Below are 19126 nucleotides of genomic sequence, written 5' to 3' on the forward strand. Positions count from 1 at the left end.
GTGAAGTGGCTCGGCGCTGGAGTCTCCATGGTCAAACGGCTCGATAACATGCGTGAGCGTCTATCGTGGGCTCATGGATGCGTTGACCAGGCTGTTGGACGGGCCGCGGGGCGGCGGGGCGTACCTGCTGCGGGGGAGGATGCAGCCTCCGTGGGCCGTCCGGATGCGGGACAAGGCGCCGGTCGGACTGGTGGCGGTGCTTGCCGGGGGAGTGTGGATCGGCGACGACACCGGCGCAGCTCTAGCTCTTGGGCCGGGCGATGTCGCGGTTCTCCGTGGGCCTGACGAGTTCATTGTCGCGGACAGTCCATCGACCCAGCCGCAAATGATCCTGCATCCCGGCCTGCGCTGCACCAATCCGGACGGCGAGGAGATCACCGACAGCCTGAGTCTTGGATGGCGCCTGTGGGGCAACGACCCGACGGGCACCACCTCGTTGCTGTTGGGCTGTCACCAGTTGCGCGGCGAAGTCAGCAAGCGGCTGCTCGCTGCTCTGCCAACCATGCTCACAGTCCCAGCGGGGGAGCTCGACCCACCACTCATCCCGCTTCTTGCCGCGGAAATGGACAAGAACGGCCCGGGGCAGGACGCAGTACTGGACCGTCTTTTCGACCTGGTCTTCGCCGCCGTCCTGCGGGCCTGGTTTTCTCGGGACGCGGCCCAGCGACCTGCTTGGTACCGGGCGTACGGCGATCCGGTCGTGGCGAACGCGCTGCGTCTGCTGCACGAGCGGCCGGCGCAGCCATGGACGGTGGCAAGCCTCGCGGAGCACTGCGGAATCTCGCGCGCGGCCCTGGCCAAGCGATTCACCGAAACCGTCGGCGAGGCACCGATGACGTATCTCACCGGCTGGCGACTCGCACTGGCCGCCGACCGCATCCTCGACCCGAACAGCACGCTGGAGTCAGTAGCTCGCGAGGTCGGCTACGGCAGCGGCTTCGCACTGAGCACCGCCTTCAAACGAGAACGAGGAACCAGCCCACGCGAACACCGCACCCTTCGCAAGAGCGCGGGGGAACCCACTAGTTGACATAATGTCAGTTATCGGACATCTGTGGGAGGAGGCGGAGAGGGGCTACTTCGTGTAGCGCATCAGGGTGTTGCCCGGTTCGTTCGACGGTACTTCGGTGAAGCCGGACTTCTCGTAGAAGGCTTGTGGGAAGCAGTTGTCCTGGAGGTTGAGCACCGGCAGTTGGCCGCGGGCCTGGATGTATTTGACGGATTCCCGGAGCAGGAATCTGCCGATATTGTTTTCGTAGGTATCAGGGCGGACGAAATGCTTTCCGATATAAAGGGTGTTATCGGCGGATTTGTGGATCTCCAGGTGGCCGACGACATTCTTGGTCGGCGCGACGCTTACCGGTGCCTGGTCGAACACCCAGGCCAGCTCCGCATCGTGCTCCAGGAGCCATTCTCTGGGGTCTTTGCCGGCCAGGGATCCCGCAGGATCCTCCATCCTCTCCAGGACGGCGCACAGCAAATCAATGTCCTGTTCCAGTCGCTCGCGAATCACCCCAGTGAAGCCTTCCGCTCAACCCATCCCCTGACCGGCCGACCCTACACCATTCCGTCATGCATAATCGACATTATGCAGCACTTCAGAACCCTGATTGTTGCGTTTGGCAACTAAAGACGACGGGGGAGTCAGCCACCTCACGCAAAACTGTCGGTGCCGGTCGGTAGAACTCCCCCATGAAGGTTCTCGCAGCTCAGTCGGCGTTCTTCGCTGCCCGGCGTCCCCGCAAGGACTCCCCCCACACGACCGACGCCTACCGCCGCGACCTGGCCGGTATCACCACTCTGCTCTGCACCACCCTCGACCGCGACGCCGAAGACCTCGAGGTCGACGAACTCACCGCACACGCTCTCCGGGCCGCCTTCGGTGCGTTCGCCGACAACCACGCCAAGAGTTCGGTACTACGCGCCTGGTCCACCTGGAACCAGTTCCTCACCTTCTGCGTGTCCGACAATCTCCTGCCGGGCAACCCGATGGGAGCAGTGGCCAGGCCCAAGACCCCTCCCCTGTCCCCCAAGCCGTTGCGTGGCGAGGACACTCCCGAAGTGCTTCTGCGCTCGGTCGCCGACGGTGCGCGGCGTGCCCGTGACCCGTGGCCCGAGCGCGACGTCCTGGTCATCGCCCTCGGCCTGGTCGCCGGTCTCCGCTCGGCCGAGATGAGGACCTTGACGGCGGACTCGCTGGCCGGCCGGCCCGGTGAGATGCGCCTGCACATCCACGGCAAAGGCAGCCGCGACCGCTCGATCCCGGTCGAGCCGATCATGGCCAGAATCATCGAGGCGTATCTGGAGTCCTGCGCACAACGCTTTCCCCGCAAGCGCTTCGGGCGATCCACCAAACTGCTGCTGGACCGTACCGGCGAGCCGATCGGCCGTGGCGGCCTCGAGTATCTGGTGAAGTCCTGCTATCGCTGGGCCGGCCTGCACGACCGCGTCCCCGTCGGCGCGAACCTGCACGCCCTGCGGCACACCTTCGCCACCAGACTCGCCGAAGACGGCGCGACCGCCACGGAGATCATGAGGCTGCTGGGCCACGCCAGCCTCGCCACCAGCCAGAACTACATCGAAGCCACCGGCCGGGAGCAACGAGCCGCGGCCGCAAGCAACCGGACCTACCGTTCCCTCGACCAGCTCATCGGTACCCCGGTCGACGACGAATCGCCGGTCGACTGATGAGACACCCGCCAGCGGTGAGAATGTGAGCTGTGACTGGGATCAGGGAAGACTTTCTCGCCGTCGGTACGTCGGCCGCGCAGCTCCTGCGTGAGCCCGCGGTCGCCGCAGCTTGGTCGAAGCCGAGCGCGCTACAAGAGTTCACCGTGAGCGGCCTGGCCGGCCATCTCGCCTACCAGGTCCTCGCGATCCCGGAGATCGTCGCCGCGCCAGTACCCACTGAACAGGTGATCTCGGTCCTCGATCACTACGCCCGAGTGGAATGGATCGACGCCGACCCACAGGACGAGATCAGCGTCCGCATCAGATCCGGCGGTGAACAAATCGCCGCCGACGGCCCCAAAGCACTGGCGGATCGCCTGGACGCGGCACTGAAGCAACTGCGGACGGACCTCCCAGCCATCCCCGACCGCCCGGTCCGAATCTCACTCTGGGGCCCATGGTCACTGACGCTCAACGACATGCTCCTCACCAGACTGATGGAACTCGCCGTCCACTCCGACGACCTAGCCGTCAGCGTCGCCCTGCCCACTCCCGCTCTCCCCGCAACTGCCGTCAACGCGGTGGTCGACCTCCTGACCCGACTCTCCGTAAGACGCCACGGCCCGACCGCCGTACTGCGTACGCTGTCTCGGGCGGAGCGTGCTCCGCAGACGATCGCCGCCTTCTGAACCGCCGGCCGCAGCGAGGAGCTCCGATGTACCGCAGGCTTGTCCTCAAGTTGTCCGGCCAGGCGATCGCCGGTTCGGCCGAGTTCGGGTTCAACAGCGACAGCCTGACGCACCTGGCGCGGGAGGTGATCGCGGCGCACGACACCGGTGTGCAGGTGGCCGTGGTGATCGGTGGCGGCAATGTGTTCCGCGGCAACCGGGCCGAGGACTGGGGTATCGATCGCGTCGAGGCCGACAACATCGGGATGCTGGGCACGGTGATCAACGCGGTGCTGCTCCGCGGCCGGCTCGTGGCGCTCGGGGCCGACGACGTGCGCCTGATGACCGCGATCCCGATCAACAACCTGGCCGAGCCGTACATCCGGCTGCGCGCTCTGCGCCATCTGGAGAAGGGCTCGATAGTCCTGCTGGCGTGTGGCAATGGGCAGCCGTTCACCACCACGGACTATCCGGCGGTCCAGCGTGCGATCGAGCTGGGCGCGGATGCGTTGCTGGTGGCGAAGAACGGTACCGACGGCGTGTACGACGCCGACCCGAACAAGGTCGCCTCGGCGCGCCGCTTCGACCGGCTCAGCTACCAGGAGGTGATCGACCAGGGTCTCGGCGTGATGGACCAGAGCGCCTTCATCCTGGCCCGCGACCACGGTCTCCCCCTGCATGTCTTCGACATCGACCGCGAAGGCGTCGCCGCGGCGATCGGCTCGGGCGCCCACATCGGCACCCTCATCAACTGACTTCTAGTACCGGCAGTTCTGCTGTGATGGCGGCGATGTGGCCGGTGAACCAGTCGCCGCCGGCTGCGTGTTCCCAGTGGAGGGCCATGACGGACGAGATGGTTCGGTAGAAGCTCAATGTCCACTCGGTTGCTGGGGTGCGGTCGAGGCCGTAGCCGCGGAGTAGGGCGTTTGTGGTGGTTGCGCCGTCTCTTGAGAAGCGGCCCAGGTCGAAGAGTGGGTCTCCGAAGGCGGCGTCGCCCCAGTCGATGAAGCCGGTCAGCTTGTTGCCCTCGGCATAGATGTGGCGAGGGACCAGGTCGCCGTGGAGCAGGCGTGGTGTGGTTGGGGTGAGGCGTTCCGCGAAGCTTACGCCGCGTAAGCGGCGTACCAGGTCGTCGTCGATGATTCCGGTCAGTACGTCGAGGCGCTCCAGCGGCTCGGTCAGTACGTCCAGCCAGTTGTCCCGCAGGCCTTCGTGCAGGAAGCCGTAGCCGTCGCCGGGGATCTCATGGAGCAGCCGCAACTGAGCGCCCGCCTGCTCCAGGACCTCCGGCTCGGACGAAGGCGATCCTGCCAGCGCACGTTGGATCAGGTGGCCGTCTCCGCTGGAGACGATCTCGGGCGCCGGGACACCGGCCTCCCGCGCGCGCTGGCAGGCCCACACCTCCGCCGAGACCGCCGTGGCGGCACCTGACTTGTAGTAGAAGGTCTCCCCCGCCTCCGTCCGCAGGCGGAAATTCTGGTTGCCGACAAACCCCTGGACCGGTTCGACGGTGGCGATCGGGCCGAGGGCGCGAAGGTGGGTGGCATCGAGCATCCGGCCACCGTAGCCGGGGAAAACGGATTGCTGGCGGAATGTGGTCTCTGGTCTACTCGTGGGCGTACTTCGTCCGGCAGCCAGAGTTTGAAGGAGAGCAGTCATGCGACCTCGCGTCATGTCCCACCAGACAGGTCGTTTCTCCTCCTCAAAGGACATGTTGCTGCGTGAAATTACTGAACCTCGGGATTCTGGCCCATGTCGACGCCGGTAAGACCAGCCTGACCGAGCGGCTCCTCTACGCCGCCGGGGTGATCGACGAAGTCGGCAGCGTCGATCACGGCAACACCCAGACCGACTCGCTCGCGCTGGAACGCCAGCGCGGCATCACGATCAAGTCCGCGGTCGTGTCGTTCGCGATCGACGACGTCACGGTCAACCTGATCGACACTCCCGGTCACCCGGACTTCATCGCCGAGGTGGAGCGGGCGCTCAGCGTGCTCGACGGCGCGGTGCTCGTCATCTCGGCGGTCGAGGGCGTCCAGGCGCAGACACGGGTGCTGATGCGGACGCTGCAGAGGCTCCGGATCCCCACGCTGATCTTCGTGAACAAGGTCGATCGGCGTGGCGCGCAGTCGGCCGAGTTGCTGAAGAGCATCACGGACCGGCTCTCGGCCGACGTCATCGCGATGGGCTCAGCCACCGATCTCGGCGGTCGCGCAGCCGCGTTCACGCCGTACGGGCGGGACGACGCCGGCTTCGAAGCCGCGATGATCGAGTTGCTCGCCGAGCATGATGATCAGCTGCTGGCGACGTACGTGGACAACGAGGAAATGCTCTCGTACGACGCGCTGCGTGCCCGGCTGGCCGAGCAGACGCGGCGGGCACTCATGCATCCGGTGTACTTCGGTTCGGCCATCACCGGCGCCGGCACCGACGCGCTCATCGCCGCGATCCGTGAACTGCTGCCGGCCACCGAAGGCAAAGTCGAGGCACCTGTGTCGGGCTCCGTCTTCAAGGTCGAGCGCGGCCGGGCCGGCGAGAAGATCGCCTTCGTACGGATGTTCTCGGGCGCGATCCGGACCCGCGACCGGCTGCGGTTCCACAGCAGCAGCCGAGTCGACGAGGGCAAGGAAGCCAAGGTGACCGCGATCAGCGTCTTCGACGGCGGTTCGGTGCTGACCAAGCCCGAGGTGACGGCCGGTCAGATCGGCAAGCTGTGGGGGCTCGGTGACATCCAGATCGGTGACGTGATCGGTGACGGTTCAGGAGCGGTCCAGAGCGGCCACTTCGCTCCCCCGACGCTGGAGACCGTGATCGCCCCCGCGAAACCGTCGGATCAGGGCAACTTGCAGGTCGCGCTTTCCCAGCTCGCCGAGCAGGACCCGCTGATCAACCTGCGCCAAGACGACGTCAGGCAGGAGACCTACGTGTCCCTGTACGGCGAGGTGCAGAAGGAAGTCATCCAGACCACGCTGGCCAACGAGTTCGGTATCGACGTGACGTTCCGGGAGACGACCACCATCTGCATCGAGCGGCTGGACGGCATCGGGGCAGCCGTCGAGTTCAACAAGGCGGACCCGAACCCGTTCCTCGCGACGGTCGGCCTGCGGGTGGAGCCGGCGCCGGTGAACTCCGGGGTCAGCTTCCGGCTGGAGGTCGAGCTCGGCTCGATGCCGTACGCGTTCATCAAGGCGGTCGAGGAGACAGTGCGCGAGACGCTGCGGCAGGGCGTGTACGGCTGGGAGATCCCGGACGTGTCGGTGGTGATGACGCACTCGGGGTACTCCGCGCGGCAGAGTCACGCGCACGCCGTGTTCGACAAGAGCATGTCGAGCACGGCCGGTGACTTCCGCAACCTGACGCCGCTGGTGCTCATGACGGCGCTGCAGGAAGCCGGTACGACGGTGTACGAGCCGATGCACCGGTTCCGCCTGGAGATCCCGACGGACACGGTTCGCGGCGTACTCGCGACCCTCACCCGCCTTCGCGCGATCCCGCAGGTGCCCGCGCTGGGTGCCGAAACCTCAGTCCTGGAAGGAGAAATCCCAGCAGCCGCCGTCTACCAACTGGAGCAGCAGCTGCCAGGACTCTCGCGGGGTGAAGGCGTCCTGGAGTCAGCCTTCGAGCGCTACCAGCCCGTCACCGGCCCGATCCCCACCCGCCCGCGCACCGACAACGACCCCCTCAACCGCCGCGACTACCTACTCCACGTACTACGCAGGGTCTAGCCGTGCAGGCAGCACGTCGACGGGCGGCGTCAGCCGAGCGGGATGGCCGAGATCGAGAACGGGAGCTCCGGCTGACCGCCGGTCTGCCCGGTGTTGTACTGGCTGTTGACCACCATCAGCCGGCCACGGACCACTCGCGCGGTGCTGGGATGCAGGAAGTCCGAGTAGATCACGGACTCCACCTCGGCCGCCGACCAGTCCGCGGCCGGCCGCAGCACCGAGACCTGCGGCCGCGGGTTCTGCGGGGAGAGTCCGCCGCGGACCACATAGAGCCGCCCGTCATGCAGGACGAGGCCGTCGCCGCCGTAGAGGAAGGCGCCGCCGAGGTCCACCTGGTGGATCTCCTGGGAGGTCCGGTCGAAGCGGTACAGCTTGCCCGACTGGCTGTGTACGGCGATCAGCTTGTCGCCGTCGACCGCGATGATGCCGTTGAGGTTGTGCCCGGCGACGTGCTCCACCGGAGTGCCGGCCAGGTCGAGCCAGGGGTGCATGCTCCAGTCCCCGTCCTGCTCGCTGATCCGGTAGATGAGGTGGCCGAGCGAGTCGGTGGCGTAGGCGGTGCCGTCCTCGGCGATGGTGATGTCGTTGACGAAGCCACCGGGTACGCCGAAGACGGTGGCCAGGAGCCGGCGGGACCGGATGTCGTAGATCCACACCCGGTTGGTCGGGCCTCCGCCCACGTAGAGCCTGCCCTGGTCGTCGGAGATGATTCCCGACGTGGTCGTCCGGCCGTCCGCGCCACCCGGGAGCCACACCTGCATCCTCTCCCGACCGGGCCTGCCCACGAACAGGGTGCCCTCCTGCGTGCTGCCGGTGAAGAACTGGCCGGTGGCGGAGTCGTACGCCAGCCCGCCGGGGTATGCCCGCCGTCCCGGTACGACGTACCTGGACGGCAGGCCGACACCGGCGTCGTTCCGGAGTTCCGCGGCCTGGGCCCGCGGGATGGGAGCCGGATCTCCGGTGTGCGTGGAGGCTGCGGCGGGGGTGGCCACGAGCAGGACGGCGAGGGCGGCGACGGTGGGGATGCGCATGAAGGTCTGTCCTTTCGTCGAAGCGCCGGTCAGGCAGCCTGGCCGGTGGGCATGATGGTGACCTGCTGGAGATTCACCCGCGGCGGCAGCGAGGCGATGAAGCCGACGGTCTGCGCGACGTCCTGCGCCGTGAGCCAGTCCATCGTGTGCTTGGAGCCGGCCAGCCAGTCCCGGGCGCCCTGGTCGGTGACGTGGCTCTGCAGTTCGGTGCCGACGATGCCCGGCTCGAGCGCCGAGACGCGGACGTTCTTCGCGCCCAGCTCGGCCCGCAGGTGACGGGAGAGGTGAGTGACGTACGCCTTGCTGGCGGAGTAGACGGCGAAGTTCGGGAAGATGTTCTGCGCCGCGATCGAGGAAGTGTTGATCAGGTCGGCCACACCGCGTTCGGCGGCGGCCTTGACCAACTGCGGGGTGAAGGCGCCGATCGCGTTCATCAGGCCGGTGATGTTCAGGTCGATCTGCTGCTTCCACTGGTCGGTCGCGAGCTCCTCGACCGGAGCGGGAAGCATGACGCCGGCATTGTTCAGGAGAAGGTCAGCAGCGCCGAACTCGGCCGCCACCAGGTCGGCGGCGCGTTGCACCGCCACGGCCTCGGTCACGTCGGCGGCGATCGCCATCGCGCTGCCGCCGTCCTTCTCGATCCGGGAGACCAGGTCCGCCAGCCGGTCGGCACGCCGCGCCAGGACGACGACGCGGGCGCCCAGGAATGCCAGCTGCTCGGCGGAAGCCTCGCCGATGCCACTGGAGGCGCCGGTGACGACGGCAACGCGACCGGCCAGGGGGCGGGAGGTGGTGTTCGTGGTCATGATGCGTTCCTTCCAAGCGATAAGAGAGGGTGGCGGCTGTTGACCGCCCATCCAGAACACCACCCGCGCCGTCCTCTCAGGACGCCATAACTGGCCCTGCCGAAACGGGTACCGGCAGGACCACCCTGAGAGCCGCACTGCACCGTTGAGGCGGTCACACTTGAGGCATGGACGGCACCAAGGAGATCTCTGACTTTCTGCGTTCACGACGCGCGGGCATCACCCCGGAAGAGGCCGGGCTGCCCTCCGATGGACGCGTACGCCGCGTACCGGGTCTGCGGCGGGACGAGGTGGCCCGCCTGGCCGGCGTGAGCACGGAGTACTACACGCGTCTGGAGCAGGGGCGTGCGGGCAACCCCTCAGCCGAGGTCATCGACGCGATCGCCCGCACGCTGCGCCTTGACGAGACCGAACGCGAACACTTCAACGACCTGCTGCGGGCCGGCACCCGGACCGTACGCCGCGCGCCGGCCAGGGCCCAGCGGGTCCGGCCGGGGCTGCACCTGATGCTGGAGACCCTTGACCACGTCCCGGCCTTCATCCTGGGCCGCCGCACCGACGTGCTGGCCTCCAACCGGCTCGCCAGGGTCGTCCTCACCGACTTCGACGCCCTGCCGGCCACCCGTCGCAATCTGGCTCGCTACTACCTGCTGGACCCGCGGGCCCGCGAGCGCGTGGGCGACTGGGAACGGATCGCCTCAGAGACAGTGGCCATCCTTCGGTTCGAAGCAGGCCGCTACCCCCACGACCGGCAGCTCGCCGACCTCGTCGGCGAACTGACCCTCCAGTCACCCGAGTTCACCGGCTGGTGGAACGACCACCGGGTGCTGCGCCGCACCCACGGAGCCAAGCACTACTACCACCAGCTCGTCGGCGACCTGCACTTCGCCTACGAGTCCTTCCAGGCCCCCGGCGACCCGGAACAAACCCTGTGCGTCTACAACGTCGAGCCCGGCTCCGAAACCGCGCAGGCCCTGCAGGTCCTGGCCAGCTGGACCGCACCCGAGTTCACGACACCCGAGACCCCGCGCCCCAGCTGACGTCCAGGTCAGAGATCGGTGGCAAGCGTGATGGACTGCGGCGCGAAGCCTCTGCTTCGGTAGAGTCGCAGAGCGGGTTCGTTCGTCGCGTACGCCGTGACGTGCAGTCTCGACGCGCCGCGGTCCTTCGCCCAGCCGGTGAAGGTATCCACCAGTTGTCCGCCCACCCCCTGGCCGCGGACGTCTTGGCGGACATGCAGGCTCGCCAGCTCGGCCCTGCCGGCCATCCACATGGCCGACGGTTCAGTGAAGATCCCGATGAGGTGACCGGCGACTCCTCCGTTCACTACGGCGACGAGCACCAAAGCCTGCGGATTGGCCAGTAGGTCGCGGCACCACTCGGCGCCGTGAGCCGCCGGCCAGTTCGCGTTGCGGAGGGGGTCGCGGGTTGCGGCGTCCTCGGCGAAGAGTGCGGCGCTGGACGCGACCAGCCCGTCGAGGTCGTGCGTAGTGGCGGGCCTGATCTCCACGGTGCTACTCCTTCGTGCCGATGAGGACGGTTGCGTAGAGCTCGTCGGAGGTACTGACCCGTGGTTTCAACCCGTCTTGCGAGAAGATCGCGGCCGCAACAGGTGCTTGTTCCTCGCTGGTCTCGGCGAACACGCTGCCACCGGGAGCGAGCCACTGGGCCGCCTCGGCGCTGACGCGTCGCAGTACTTCGAGTCCATCGTCGCCGCCGTCGAGGGTCACCAGAGGCTCGTGCAGTCGGGCTTCCGCAGGAAGTAGCCGGACTTCGTCGGTCGGCACGTAGGGCACGTTCGAGATCAACAGGTCGACGTGCCCTCGCAGCGACGCGGGCAGTGCGGAGTACAGGTCGCCTTCGAAGACCTGTCCGCCGATCGGCTCGACGTTGCGTCTGGCACAGCGGACCGCGGCCGGCTCGAGGTCGGCGGCGTACAGCTCGATGCTCTGGGCAACCGCGATGGCGACCCCGAGGGCGCCCGACCCGCAGCACAGATCGACGACCACCGCGCCGGGGTGGCTGAGCGCGAGGGCCTCGGCGACCAAATGTTCGGTACGTCGCCGCGGTACGAAAACTCCTTCGTCGAGCAGGATCCGCAGTCCGCAAAACTCCGCGAAGCCGACCACGTGCTCGATCGGCAGCCCGGCGACGCGTTGCTCGACCATGCGGGCGAGCTCGGCGTCGTCGTGTGCCGCGGAGATCAGCAGGTCCGCCTCGTCCTCGGCAAAGACACAGCCGGCGGCGCGGAGGGTACTGACGATGGTGGAGGTTGTGATGCCGGTCAGATTACCGGAAGGCGTTGACTCCGGTGAGGTCGGCCGACAGCGTCCACAGCCGCTCCGCCGAAGCCGGGTCGACGGCGTACGGCCGTACTCCGGGGGCGCCGTCGGTGGAGATCTCCGTGATCTCGCAGTCCTCGCAGAACACGCCACCCAGACCGTCGAGCTGTGGTGAGGTCGCCGCCCAGACCTGGGTGGCGGCGCCCTGCTCCGGAGACTTGAATGCCGGGTTCAACGGATTGCCCTCGGCATCGATCCAGCCGAAGGCAACCATCTCCTCGCGCGGCAGGTGTCGCTGCAACGGGGTCAGAATCCCACCTGGGTGCAAGGAAAAGCCCCGTACGCCGGAATCCTTGCCCAGGGCATCGAGCTGGACGGCGAACAGAATGTTCGCGGTTTTCGCCTGCCCGTACGCCGCCCACTTGTCGTACCCCTGCTCGAACTGCGGATCGTCCCACCGGATGTCCGATCCCCGGTGTCCGGACGAGGACACCGACACGACCCGGGCGCCGCCGTCGGCCAGCGCCGGCCACAGGAGGTTGGTCACGGCGAAGTGCCCGAGGTGGTTGGTCGCGAACTGTGCTTCCCAGCCAGGTCCGACACGGGTCTCCGGGCAGGCCATGATGCCCGCGTTGTTGATCTGGAGGTCGATGGTCCGGCCCGATGCGAGGAACCCGTCGGCGAAGGAACGGACGCTGGCCAAGTCGGCCAGATCCAGCTCACCCACCTCGACACCAGAGATGCCGGCGAGTGCTTCCTCAGCGGCCTCGGGCCGCCGCGCCGGTACGACGACGTGCGCGCCCGCCTTCGCCAGTGCGCGCGTAGTCTCCAGCCCGAGTCCCGAGTAGCCGCCGGTGACGAGGGCGAGTTTGCCGGTCAGGTCGAGGCCGCTCAGGACCTCGTCCGCCGTGGTGTCATGGCCGAAGCCCGAACCGATCTTGTGCTGTGCAGTGCTCATGCCGATGACGGTACGAACTAGAGCCGACTCTAGGTCAAGCGTCGAGGCGCGGATCAGCTTTCAGGGACTCGGCCAGGCGCTGCAGCGCGGGGTTGGGACTGTCCGGGCTCCAGGCCGCGTGCAGGGTCACCGAATGCGCATCGGCCGCGGCCAGTTCGCGGTACCGCACGCCCTCCACCCCCATTGCCGTGACCGACCGTGGGATCAGGGCGCAGCCGAGGCCGGCGCGGACCAGCGCGAGCATCGTCGGCACCTGGGAGGCGAGCTGGCTGACGGCGTACCGGTTCATGCCGATCATCGCGGCGCAGATGTCGTGCAGGTACTGCGATCCTTCGGGGCTGTACCCGATGTAGTCGGCAGTCACCTCACCGAGCGACACCGTCCCGTCCCCCTCGGCCAGCTTGTGGCCGGCCGGTACGGCGAGCACCAGGTCCTCCGAATGCACCGGCACCGAGTCGAACTGCGCGGGAATCGGCGGGCGAACCAGGCCGAGATCGATGTGGAGATTCGCCAGCGCCTCGAACTGGTCGGGGCTCACCAGTTCGGTCAGTTCCGCCGTCACCGCGGGGGTCCGCCGGTTCACCATCGCCAGGAAATCAGCCAGTACGGCGTACGCGCCGATGGCGGTGAACGCGATGCGCAGGGTCCCCGTGTGCCCATCGGCTGCTCGCCGGGCTGCCTCGGGCGCGACCTCGAGCAGCGCGAGAACTCGTCGGCAGTGCTCGAGGAAGACGTCGCCGGCGGCCGTGAGCCGCGCTCCCCTGCCGGTCCGGTCGAACAGCGAGACGCCCAGGGAACGCTCCAGGCCCTGGATCTGTCGCGTCAGCGGTGGCTGAGTCAGGTTCAGCCGCTGGGCCGCACGGCCGAAGTGCTGTTCCTCGGCGACCGCGACGAAGCCCCGCAGTTGCTGCAGCGAGAGGTCCATCTGATGCCTCCACGGTATGGGCCGATGCGGAAATGGGCTTGGACGAGCATAACGGAAAGCCTTTACCGTCGAGTCTGGAACCGTCCCGACCCGAGGAGTCAGCTTGCCCAAACTTGCCGTGGTGATGACCCCCGAACGAGCCGACGACGTCTGCGGCCCGGAGACTCGCGAGCTGCTCGCGCAGAGGTTCGACGTGCGGTGGGCAGGATCAGACCTCAGCCCCGACGCGGTTGCCAGCCTGATCGGCGGCTCAGACGTCGTCCTCACCAGCTGGGGTACGCCGCACCTCGGCAAAGAACTGTGGGCTGACGGCAACGGACCCAAGGTGGTCGCGCACGCTGCCGGCTCCGTGAAGAAGCTCGTCGACCCCGCGATCCTCGACCAGGGCGTCGCGGTCTTCTCCGCCGGCACGCGAATCGCCTGGTCCGTGGGCGAATACTGCCTGGCCTCGATGCTGACCCTCGCGCGGCGACTCCCCCAGTTCGACCAGGCGCTACGGGCAGGCGGATGGAAGCAGCCGCACTTGCGCGGCGGCGAGCTGGCCGGCCAGAAGGTCGGCATCCTCGGCGCGAGCTCGACTGCCCGAGCGCTGATCACCCTGCTCAAACCCTTCGGCTGCGACATCGTCGTCTACGACCCCTACCTGACACCGGAGCGCGCAGGGCAGCTCGGCGTACGGACGGCCGGGCTGGAAGAGACGTTGCAGTGCCGGTTCGTCTCCATCCACGTGCCCGATGTGCCGGAGACTCGCGGCCTGGTGACGCGGAAGCTGATCGAGCAGCTTCCCGACCAGGCGATCCTCGTCAACTCGTCGCGCGGACCGGCGATCGATCAGCCGGCGTTGCTGGAGCACTGTCTCGACGGGCGCCTCTTCGCCGCCCTCGATGTCTTCGATCCCGAGCCGCCGAAGTTCGGTCCCGACGTCCTGGCCGCGCCGAACCTGTTGCTGACCCCGCACATCGCCGGCGACACCGTCGAAGGCCACCTCGCGCTGGCCGGTTACGTCATCGCCGACGTACTGCGCTGGCTGGACGACGGCGTCCGTGGGCCGAGTTTCGTCGATCCCGCGGTCTGGGCGATGGCCGCATGAGCAATATCAGGTCGGTCGAGGTGTTTCCGGTCGCGGTGCCTTTCGCGCGGCGGTTCGTGCTCGGCAGCGGCGCGGTCGGCTCCCCCGGCCAGACGCCGGACCAGGCCACGGCTGTCGTGTTCGTGAAGCTGACGACCGAGGACGGCGTCGTCGGCTGGGGCGAGCAGCGAGCGCTCCCCAGCTGGAGCTACGAGACGGCCGAGACGATCGCGGTGGTGATCAAGCGACACCTCGAACCGATCCTGCTGGAGCTGACGCCCTTCGACAGCGAGTTGTTCCACCAACGGGTGAGCAAACGGCTGAGCCCGTCGGTCTCGAACGGTTTCCCGTTCGCTCGCGCGGCGGTGGATCTGGCGATGCACGACGCGGCCGGCAAGCTGGCCGGCGTACCGGTGCATGCACTGCTGGGCGGGAAGGTGCACGACGAGATCGCGCTGTGCTCCGCGATCGGGGTTGGTCCGCCGGATGCTGTTCGCGAGCACGCGCAGCAGTCGTCGGACTATGCGGCGTACAAGGTGAAGATCGGTGGTGACCTGGATGCCGACGCCGCCGCGATCGAGGCGGTCGCGGAAGTCGCCGGGGCGAAGCCGTTGTGGCTGGACGCCAACCAATCGTACCGGCCGAGCGCGCTCCGGCAGTTGCTCGACCGCACCCGCCACCTCCCCTCGATTCGTTGCATCGAGCAACCAGTGCCCAGTACCGACCTGCTGGCCCTGCGCCGGGTCCGGGAGCTGATCGACCTGCCGGTCGCGATCGACGAGGGCAGCTTCACCGCGCAGGATCTGGCCCGGGCGATCCAGCTCGACGCCGCCGACTTGGTGGTGGTGAAGATCTGCAAGTCCGGCGGGCTGCGCAACGCGCTCAAGACCGCTCAGGTCGCGCTCGCCGGCGGCGTCGAGATCCTCGCCAGCGGCCTGACGGACTGCGGCATCGGCTTCGCGGCCGCGCTGCACCTGTTCAGCCAACTGGACCTGGCACTACCCGCGGAGCTGAACGGCCCGGAACTGCTCGCGGACCTGTACGTCGAGGGGCTCACCATCACCAAGGCCGTCGCAACGGTCCCCACCGCGCCCGGTCTGGGCGTCCAGGTCGACGAGGACCGCATCCGCGCCGAGTCGATCGACCTGCTCTTCAGCTGAGGAGTCACCGTGAATACCTGGTCCGTCTTCACCAAACCGTGGTCCGGGCTGCCCGGTGGCGAGCTGGGCAAGCTGGTCGCCGGTCTCGGCTTCACCGGCGCCGAGATTCCCGTCCGCGACACCGCCTACGTCACCCCGGCCACCGCCGAGGCCGTGCTGCCGGGCTTCGTCGGCCAGTTGCGTGCCGAGGGCGTCGAGCCGATCAGCATCGCGAGCGACCTGTCGGAGAGCGCGTTCGCCGCCTGCGCCGAGGCGGGTGTTCCGATGATCCGCATCATGGCCCCGATCGGTCCGGACGGGTACGCCGCGTCGGTCCGCCGGATCAGGCGGGAGTTGGAGGATGCTGTCGCGCTCGTGCGGCAGTACGGCGTACAGGTTGGTGTGCAGCCTCATCACGGTCGGTTCGTCACGTCGTCTCTCGGGGTCCTGCAGTTGCTGGACGGTCTGTCCGAGGAGTTCAAGGTGGTCTGGGACGCGGCTCACGACGCTCTCGCCGGCGACGACCCCGCGATCACGCTCGACCTGGTGAGGGACCGGCTGGGGATCGTGAATCTCAAGAACGCGAAGTACGTCCGCACTGACGACGGCTGGAAGACCTGGTTCGGCCAGGCAGACGAAGGCCTCTCCGACTGGCCCACCGTCCTCCACAACCTCAAGACCTACACCGGCCCCATCTGCCTCACCGCCCAGTACTCCGACCTGTCGGTGCCCGTCGAGACCCGCTTGCGCGCCGACCTGGAATTCGCCCAGGCAGCTGTCACAATCGCCGGCGCCACCTGGGCGTGAAACCCGGCCGCGGGTGATGATGTCGAGGTGACGCGGAGGGCTCCGACGTCTCTGTTGTCCGAAACCAGAGGAGTCGCTGTGAAGTACATGCTGCTGATCTACGGCAACACCGAGACGTGGGACGCGTTGGACCAGGAAGGGATCGAGGCGGTGTACGCCGTGCATCGCGCGATCCTGGCCGAGACCCGCGCGAACGGAGAGCTGCTGGCCGCCGACGGGCTGACCGTCGAGAACGCCCGCGTCGTCCAGGTCAAGGACGGCGTACCGGCCGTGACGGACGGGCCGTTCTCGGAGTCCAAGGAGGTGCTGGCCGGCTACTACCTGCTCGACTGCACCCTCGAGCGCGCGACCGAACTCGCCGCGAGGCTCCCCGAAGCCCGCCACTCCCCGATCGAGGTCCGAGCGCTGACAGACCCCTTCGAGGAGTGACCCCCGGCGTACCAGGGACTTGCCGGTCTCAGCTCGGCGTTGACCTGAGACCGGCGAGTCACTGATTCAGCCGGTATGCCCAGCCGCAGGCTGGGTGCACCCGTTGTGGGTCTGTTCGCCCGTCAGCCGGAGTATCCCGGCGCGAGGGTGACCCCACCTGAGTCGGGCTGATCGCCTCTCCCACGGCCACCCTGGACGAACACGGTCGCGCCCCGCTCCGGCGCCTGCACGCCGTTGCCGAGACGCAGTGTGGTGGTGAGGCCGTTACTGAGCCTCAGGACCGCCACTCGGCGCGGCTGCCCGGACTGGATCGACGAGTTCACCTCGTGGACGCCGGTACAGACCGCTGGTTGGATCGCAGCCCGGCCGAGTTCCGACGTACCGTGACTCCTCACACCACGGCACTGCTCGGCGAGCCTCTTCATCGGTGACACACATCCCCCTCTCTTCGTTCCCCCGAGGAACAGTTGTTTGACCAGGCAACTGTCAGTGCCACGCGACGGCCTTCACCGCGCGGTACCGATCACCAGTTGCCGCCCTTCCGCACCGGTTCCGGCGCTGAAGTGACCACGGCAGCCTTGCTCACAGTGACGGTGTTTTCAAGGGATGACTCACGGAATCCCGCCTGCCGAAACCATTGTCCAGCGATCTACCGCCCACCGAAACAGCTCGCGCCGAAACCGGCCATGGGGACCGCCCGGCGCAAACCAGTTGCTCAGGGCAACAAAGTGTCCAAGGGTCAGGACGGGCGGACGGTGCTGGCGCGGGTGATGATGCGGTGCGGGATCATCACCCGGCGTGGCCTGGTGTCCTTGTCCGCCATCCGCTCGGCCAGCAGATCGAGCGCCGACTCGACGAACAGGCGCCGGTCGAAGTCGACCGTGGTGAGCGGCGGCACGGTGAACCGGCTCTCGCCGATGTTGTCGAACCCGGCGACCGCACAGTCGGCCGGTACTGCGAGACCCGCCGTCCACAGCGCCGACAGCGTGCCGACGGCGATCGTGTCGGTGAAGCAGAAGAACGCCTCCGGCGGTTCGTGCTCGGCCAGATAGCGCCCGACCACCGTCGCCGCGCCTTCCGGGCTCCAGCGGTCGAGCGCGACCTCCAGCTCCGGGTCGGGATCGATGCCGGCTTCGGCCAGTGCCTCGCGATAGCCGAGGGTGCGGAGCCGCGCCGCCGCCGTACCGGCCGCGTCGGTGGAGCCGCCGATCCGGCCGGTGCCGCTGGAGCCGCTCGGGATCTCCGGGGTGCCGACCGCGGCGATCCGCCGGTAGCCCTGGTCCAGCAGATGCCGGGTCATGTCGCGCGCGGCGGCGACGTTGTCGATCGCGACCTGGCTGACCATGTCCTGGTCCACGTCGCCGATCAGGACGACCGCCGGCAACGGGCCCGCGGTCGTCACCGCGCTGTCGTCGAGATTGATCGGGTTCAGGATCAGCCCGTCGACCAGGTGGGCGCGGGCCTTGGACAACAGCTCGAACTCGCGCTGCGGTTCCGCCGCGGTCTGCTCGATCTGCACTCCCCAGCCGCGCTGGTGAGCCAGCTCGACGACCAGGTGGGTGATCTCCGCGGAGTACGGCCGGAGCAGGTCGGGCAGGGCCAGGCCGATCATCCCGGACCGGCCGTTGCGCAGGCCGCGGGCGCTCAGGTTGGGCACGTAGTCGAGCTCGGCCAGCGCCTGCTCGACCCGCGCCCGGGTCTCCGGGCGGACGAACACGACGCCGTTGATGACGTTGGAGACCGTCTTCGGCGACACCCCGGCCAGCTTCGCGACGTCTTTGACCGTGGCACGCATGGCCCCATTGTTCCCGACGACCGGGGCAGGCCGGCGATGCCTTCGTTGTCACCGGCATCGAGCCGGACGTCGTGGCTCGGCGGGACTCAGCGGGTGGTGAGCGCGCCGCCGTTCACGTGCAGAACCTGGCCGGTGATGTGCCGCGCTCCCGGCGAGGCGAGGAAGTGGATCGCGGCGACCACGTCGGGCACCTCACCTTCGCGTTTGGTCATGGTTGCCTCTAGCAACTTCTGGCGCCGCTCGCTGGTCAGCCGGTCACCGAAGAACTCGGTGTCCGCGGTGAAGCCGGGCGCGACGACGTTCGAGGTGATGCCACGCGGGCCGAGCTCGGCGGCCAGGTTCTGGTTCCAGACCGCCAGGGCGGCCTTCGAGGCGCCGTACGATCCGGAGCCGCTGGCGCCGGCGATCGAGCCGACGTGCACCACCGCTCCCCCGTCGGCGAGCCGCGGGCCGATGGCTGCCGACGCCAGGACGGCGGTCAGCAGGTTGGCCTCGAGATTGGCCAGCCAGCTCAGCTTCACCTGCTCCAGATCGTCGTCAACGGACGAACCGGTGAAGTCGACGTTGCCGCCGGCGTTGTTGACGAGCACGTGCACCTCGCCCAGCTGCTCGGCCAGCCGGCGGACCTGGGCGGGATCGGTGCCGTCGCAGACCACGGCCCGCGCGCCGAACTCGGCCGCTGCCTTCTCGAGGACGTCGGGACGCCGTCCGGTGATCACCACCTGGTCGCCGTCCTGGCGGAACCGTTCCGCCACGGCCCGGCCGATTCCCGTTCCGCCGCCGGTCACCACAATCGTTCTGGACACGCCGAACTCCTCGTTT

General features: G+C 68.0%; 21 protein-coding genes. 10 read left to right on the plus strand and 11 right to left on the minus strand.

What is annotated here, in order from left to right:
• Positions 1-73: 73 nt before the first annotated feature.
• Positions 74-1030 carry an AraC family transcriptional regulator gene (locus ACQPYM_RS20970; protein WP_433002174.1) on the plus strand — a complete coding sequence of 319 codons (957 nt, stop codon included), beginning with the start codon at positions 74-76 and terminating at the stop codon, positions 1028-1030.
• 45 nt (positions 1031-1075) lie between these two features.
• On the opposite strand, the gene ACQPYM_RS20975 is transcribed toward ACQPYM_RS20970, so the two are convergent.
• On the minus strand, positions 1076-1513 hold the full coding sequence (locus ACQPYM_RS20975; protein WP_433002177.1) for a GNAT family N-acetyltransferase: 438 nt from the start codon (positions 1511-1513) through the stop codon (positions 1076-1078).
• Between the two features lie 179 nt (positions 1514-1692).
• Between ACQPYM_RS20975 and ACQPYM_RS20980 the strand changes: the two genes are divergently transcribed.
• From ACQPYM_RS20980 to pyrH, 3 genes are read left to right on the plus strand one after another with little or no spacing between them, the layout of a single operon-like run.
• On the plus strand, positions 1693-2688 hold the full coding sequence (locus ACQPYM_RS20980; RefSeq protein WP_433002180.1) for a tyrosine-type recombinase/integrase: 996 nt from the start codon (positions 1693-1695) through the stop codon (positions 2686-2688).
• A 32-nt stretch (positions 2689-2720) separates the two neighbouring features.
• Entirely contained in the window at positions 2721-3359 is a 639-nt protein-coding gene (locus ACQPYM_RS20985) for a maleylpyruvate isomerase N-terminal domain-containing protein (RefSeq protein ID WP_433002183.1), read from the plus strand.
• Between the two features lie 26 nt (positions 3360-3385).
• The gene (gene pyrH, locus ACQPYM_RS20990) at positions 3386-4093 is read left to right on the plus strand and encodes a UMP kinase (RefSeq protein ID WP_433002186.1); all 708 of its coding nucleotides are present in this window, start codon (positions 3386-3388) and stop codon (positions 4091-4093) included.
• Here pyrH and ACQPYM_RS20995 read toward each other — a convergent pair.
• Positions 4086-4892, minus strand: coding sequence for a phosphotransferase family protein (locus ACQPYM_RS20995; RefSeq protein ID WP_433002189.1), 807 nt, complete (start codon positions 4890-4892; stop codon positions 4086-4088). The two genes, pyrH and ACQPYM_RS20995, sit on opposite strands and share 8 nt — an antisense overlap.
• A 167-nt stretch (positions 4893-5059) precedes the next feature.
• Here ACQPYM_RS20995 and ACQPYM_RS21000 point away from each other — a divergent pair, with 167 nt between their 5' ends.
• Positions 5060-7063 (plus strand): GTP-binding protein, encoded by a 2004-nt coding sequence (locus ACQPYM_RS21000; protein ID WP_433002192.1) that lies wholly within the window; start codon positions 5060-5062, stop codon positions 7061-7063.
• Between the two features lie 29 nt (positions 7064-7092).
• On the opposite strand, the gene ACQPYM_RS21005 is transcribed toward ACQPYM_RS21000, so the two are convergent.
• Both ACQPYM_RS21005 and ACQPYM_RS21010 read right to left on the minus strand, forming a co-directional pair.
• Positions 7093-8094 carry an SMP-30/gluconolactonase/LRE family protein gene (locus ACQPYM_RS21005; protein ID WP_433002195.1) on the minus strand — a complete coding sequence of 334 codons (1002 nt, stop codon included), beginning with the start codon at positions 8092-8094 and terminating at the stop codon, positions 7093-7095.
• 29 nt (positions 8095-8123) lie between these two features.
• Positions 8124-8900, minus strand: coding sequence for an SDR family oxidoreductase (locus ACQPYM_RS21010; RefSeq protein ID WP_433002198.1), 777 nt, complete (start codon positions 8898-8900; stop codon positions 8124-8126).
• A gap of 167 nt (positions 8901-9067) precedes the next feature.
• On the opposite strand from ACQPYM_RS21010, the gene ACQPYM_RS21015 reads away from it, so the two are divergent.
• Positions 9068-9940: a helix-turn-helix transcriptional regulator gene (locus ACQPYM_RS21015; protein ID WP_433002201.1), complete on the plus strand. Its 873-nt coding sequence runs from the start codon at positions 9068-9070 to the stop codon at positions 9938-9940.
• 8 nt (positions 9941-9948) lie between these two features.
• Here the strand turns inward: ACQPYM_RS21015 and ACQPYM_RS21020 are convergent, their stop codons facing one another.
• The 4 genes from ACQPYM_RS21020 to ACQPYM_RS21035 are packed head-to-tail and all read right to left on the minus strand — an operon-like array spanning position 9949 to position 13065.
• Positions 9949-10410 (minus strand): N-acetyltransferase family protein, encoded by a 462-nt coding sequence (locus ACQPYM_RS21020; protein WP_433002204.1) that lies wholly within the window; start codon positions 10408-10410, stop codon positions 9949-9951.
• Between the two features lie 4 nt (positions 10411-10414).
• Positions 10415-11188, minus strand: coding sequence for a putative protein N(5)-glutamine methyltransferase (locus ACQPYM_RS21025; protein WP_433023347.1), 774 nt, complete (start codon positions 11186-11188; stop codon positions 10415-10417).
• Between the two features lies 1 nt (position 11189).
• Positions 11190-12140 (minus strand): SDR family NAD(P)-dependent oxidoreductase, encoded by a 951-nt coding sequence (locus ACQPYM_RS21030; RefSeq protein WP_433002207.1) that lies wholly within the window; start codon positions 12138-12140, stop codon positions 11190-11192.
• A gap of 34 nt (positions 12141-12174) precedes the next feature.
• Positions 12175-13065, minus strand: a complete 891-nt coding sequence (locus tag ACQPYM_RS21035) for a LysR family transcriptional regulator (RefSeq protein WP_433002210.1) — start codon at positions 13063-13065, stop codon at positions 12175-12177.
• Between the two features lie 103 nt (positions 13066-13168).
• On the opposite strand from ACQPYM_RS21035, the gene ACQPYM_RS21040 reads away from it, so the two are divergent.
• From ACQPYM_RS21040 to ACQPYM_RS21055, 4 genes are all read left to right on the plus strand, one after another.
• The gene (locus tag ACQPYM_RS21040; RefSeq protein ID WP_433002213.1) at positions 13169-14155 is read left to right on the plus strand and encodes a hydroxyacid dehydrogenase; all 987 of its coding nucleotides are present in this window, start codon (positions 13169-13171) and stop codon (positions 14153-14155) included.
• On the plus strand, positions 14152-15294 hold the full coding sequence (locus tag ACQPYM_RS21045; RefSeq protein ID WP_433002216.1) for a mandelate racemase/muconate lactonizing enzyme family protein: 1143 nt from the start codon (positions 14152-14154) through the stop codon (positions 15292-15294). The genes ACQPYM_RS21040 and ACQPYM_RS21045 overlap by 4 nt, the downstream gene beginning before the upstream one ends.
• Before the next feature lie 9 nt (positions 15295-15303).
• The gene (locus ACQPYM_RS21050) at positions 15304-16080 is read left to right on the plus strand and encodes a sugar phosphate isomerase/epimerase family protein (protein ID WP_433002219.1); all 777 of its coding nucleotides are present in this window, start codon (positions 15304-15306) and stop codon (positions 16078-16080) included.
• A gap of 87 nt (positions 16081-16167) precedes the next feature.
• A complete protein-coding gene (locus tag ACQPYM_RS21055; RefSeq protein ID WP_433023349.1) occupies positions 16168-16509 on the plus strand; it encodes a YciI family protein in 342 nt (113 codons plus the stop codon).
• A 122-nt stretch (positions 16510-16631) separates the two neighbouring features.
• On the opposite strand, the gene ACQPYM_RS21060 is transcribed toward ACQPYM_RS21055, so the two are convergent.
• From ACQPYM_RS21060 to ACQPYM_RS21070, 3 genes are all read right to left on the minus strand, one after another.
• Positions 16632-16934, minus strand: a complete 303-nt coding sequence (locus tag ACQPYM_RS21060) for a hypothetical protein (RefSeq protein ID WP_433002222.1) — start codon at positions 16932-16934, stop codon at positions 16632-16634.
• Positions 16935-17248: 314 nt separating this feature from the next.
• On the minus strand, positions 17249-18304 hold the full coding sequence (locus tag ACQPYM_RS21065) for a LacI family DNA-binding transcriptional regulator (protein WP_433002225.1): 1056 nt from the start codon (positions 18302-18304) through the stop codon (positions 17249-17251).
• Between the two features lie 86 nt (positions 18305-18390).
• On the minus strand, positions 18391-19110 hold the full coding sequence (locus ACQPYM_RS21070) for an SDR family NAD(P)-dependent oxidoreductase (RefSeq protein ID WP_433002227.1): 720 nt from the start codon (positions 19108-19110) through the stop codon (positions 18391-18393).
• Between the last annotated feature and the right edge of the window lie 16 nt (positions 19111-19126).

Source organism: Kribbella sp. CA-294648 (genome assembly GCF_050943845.1).
GTDB lineage: Bacteria > Actinomycetota > Actinomycetes > Propionibacteriales > Kribbellaceae > Kribbella.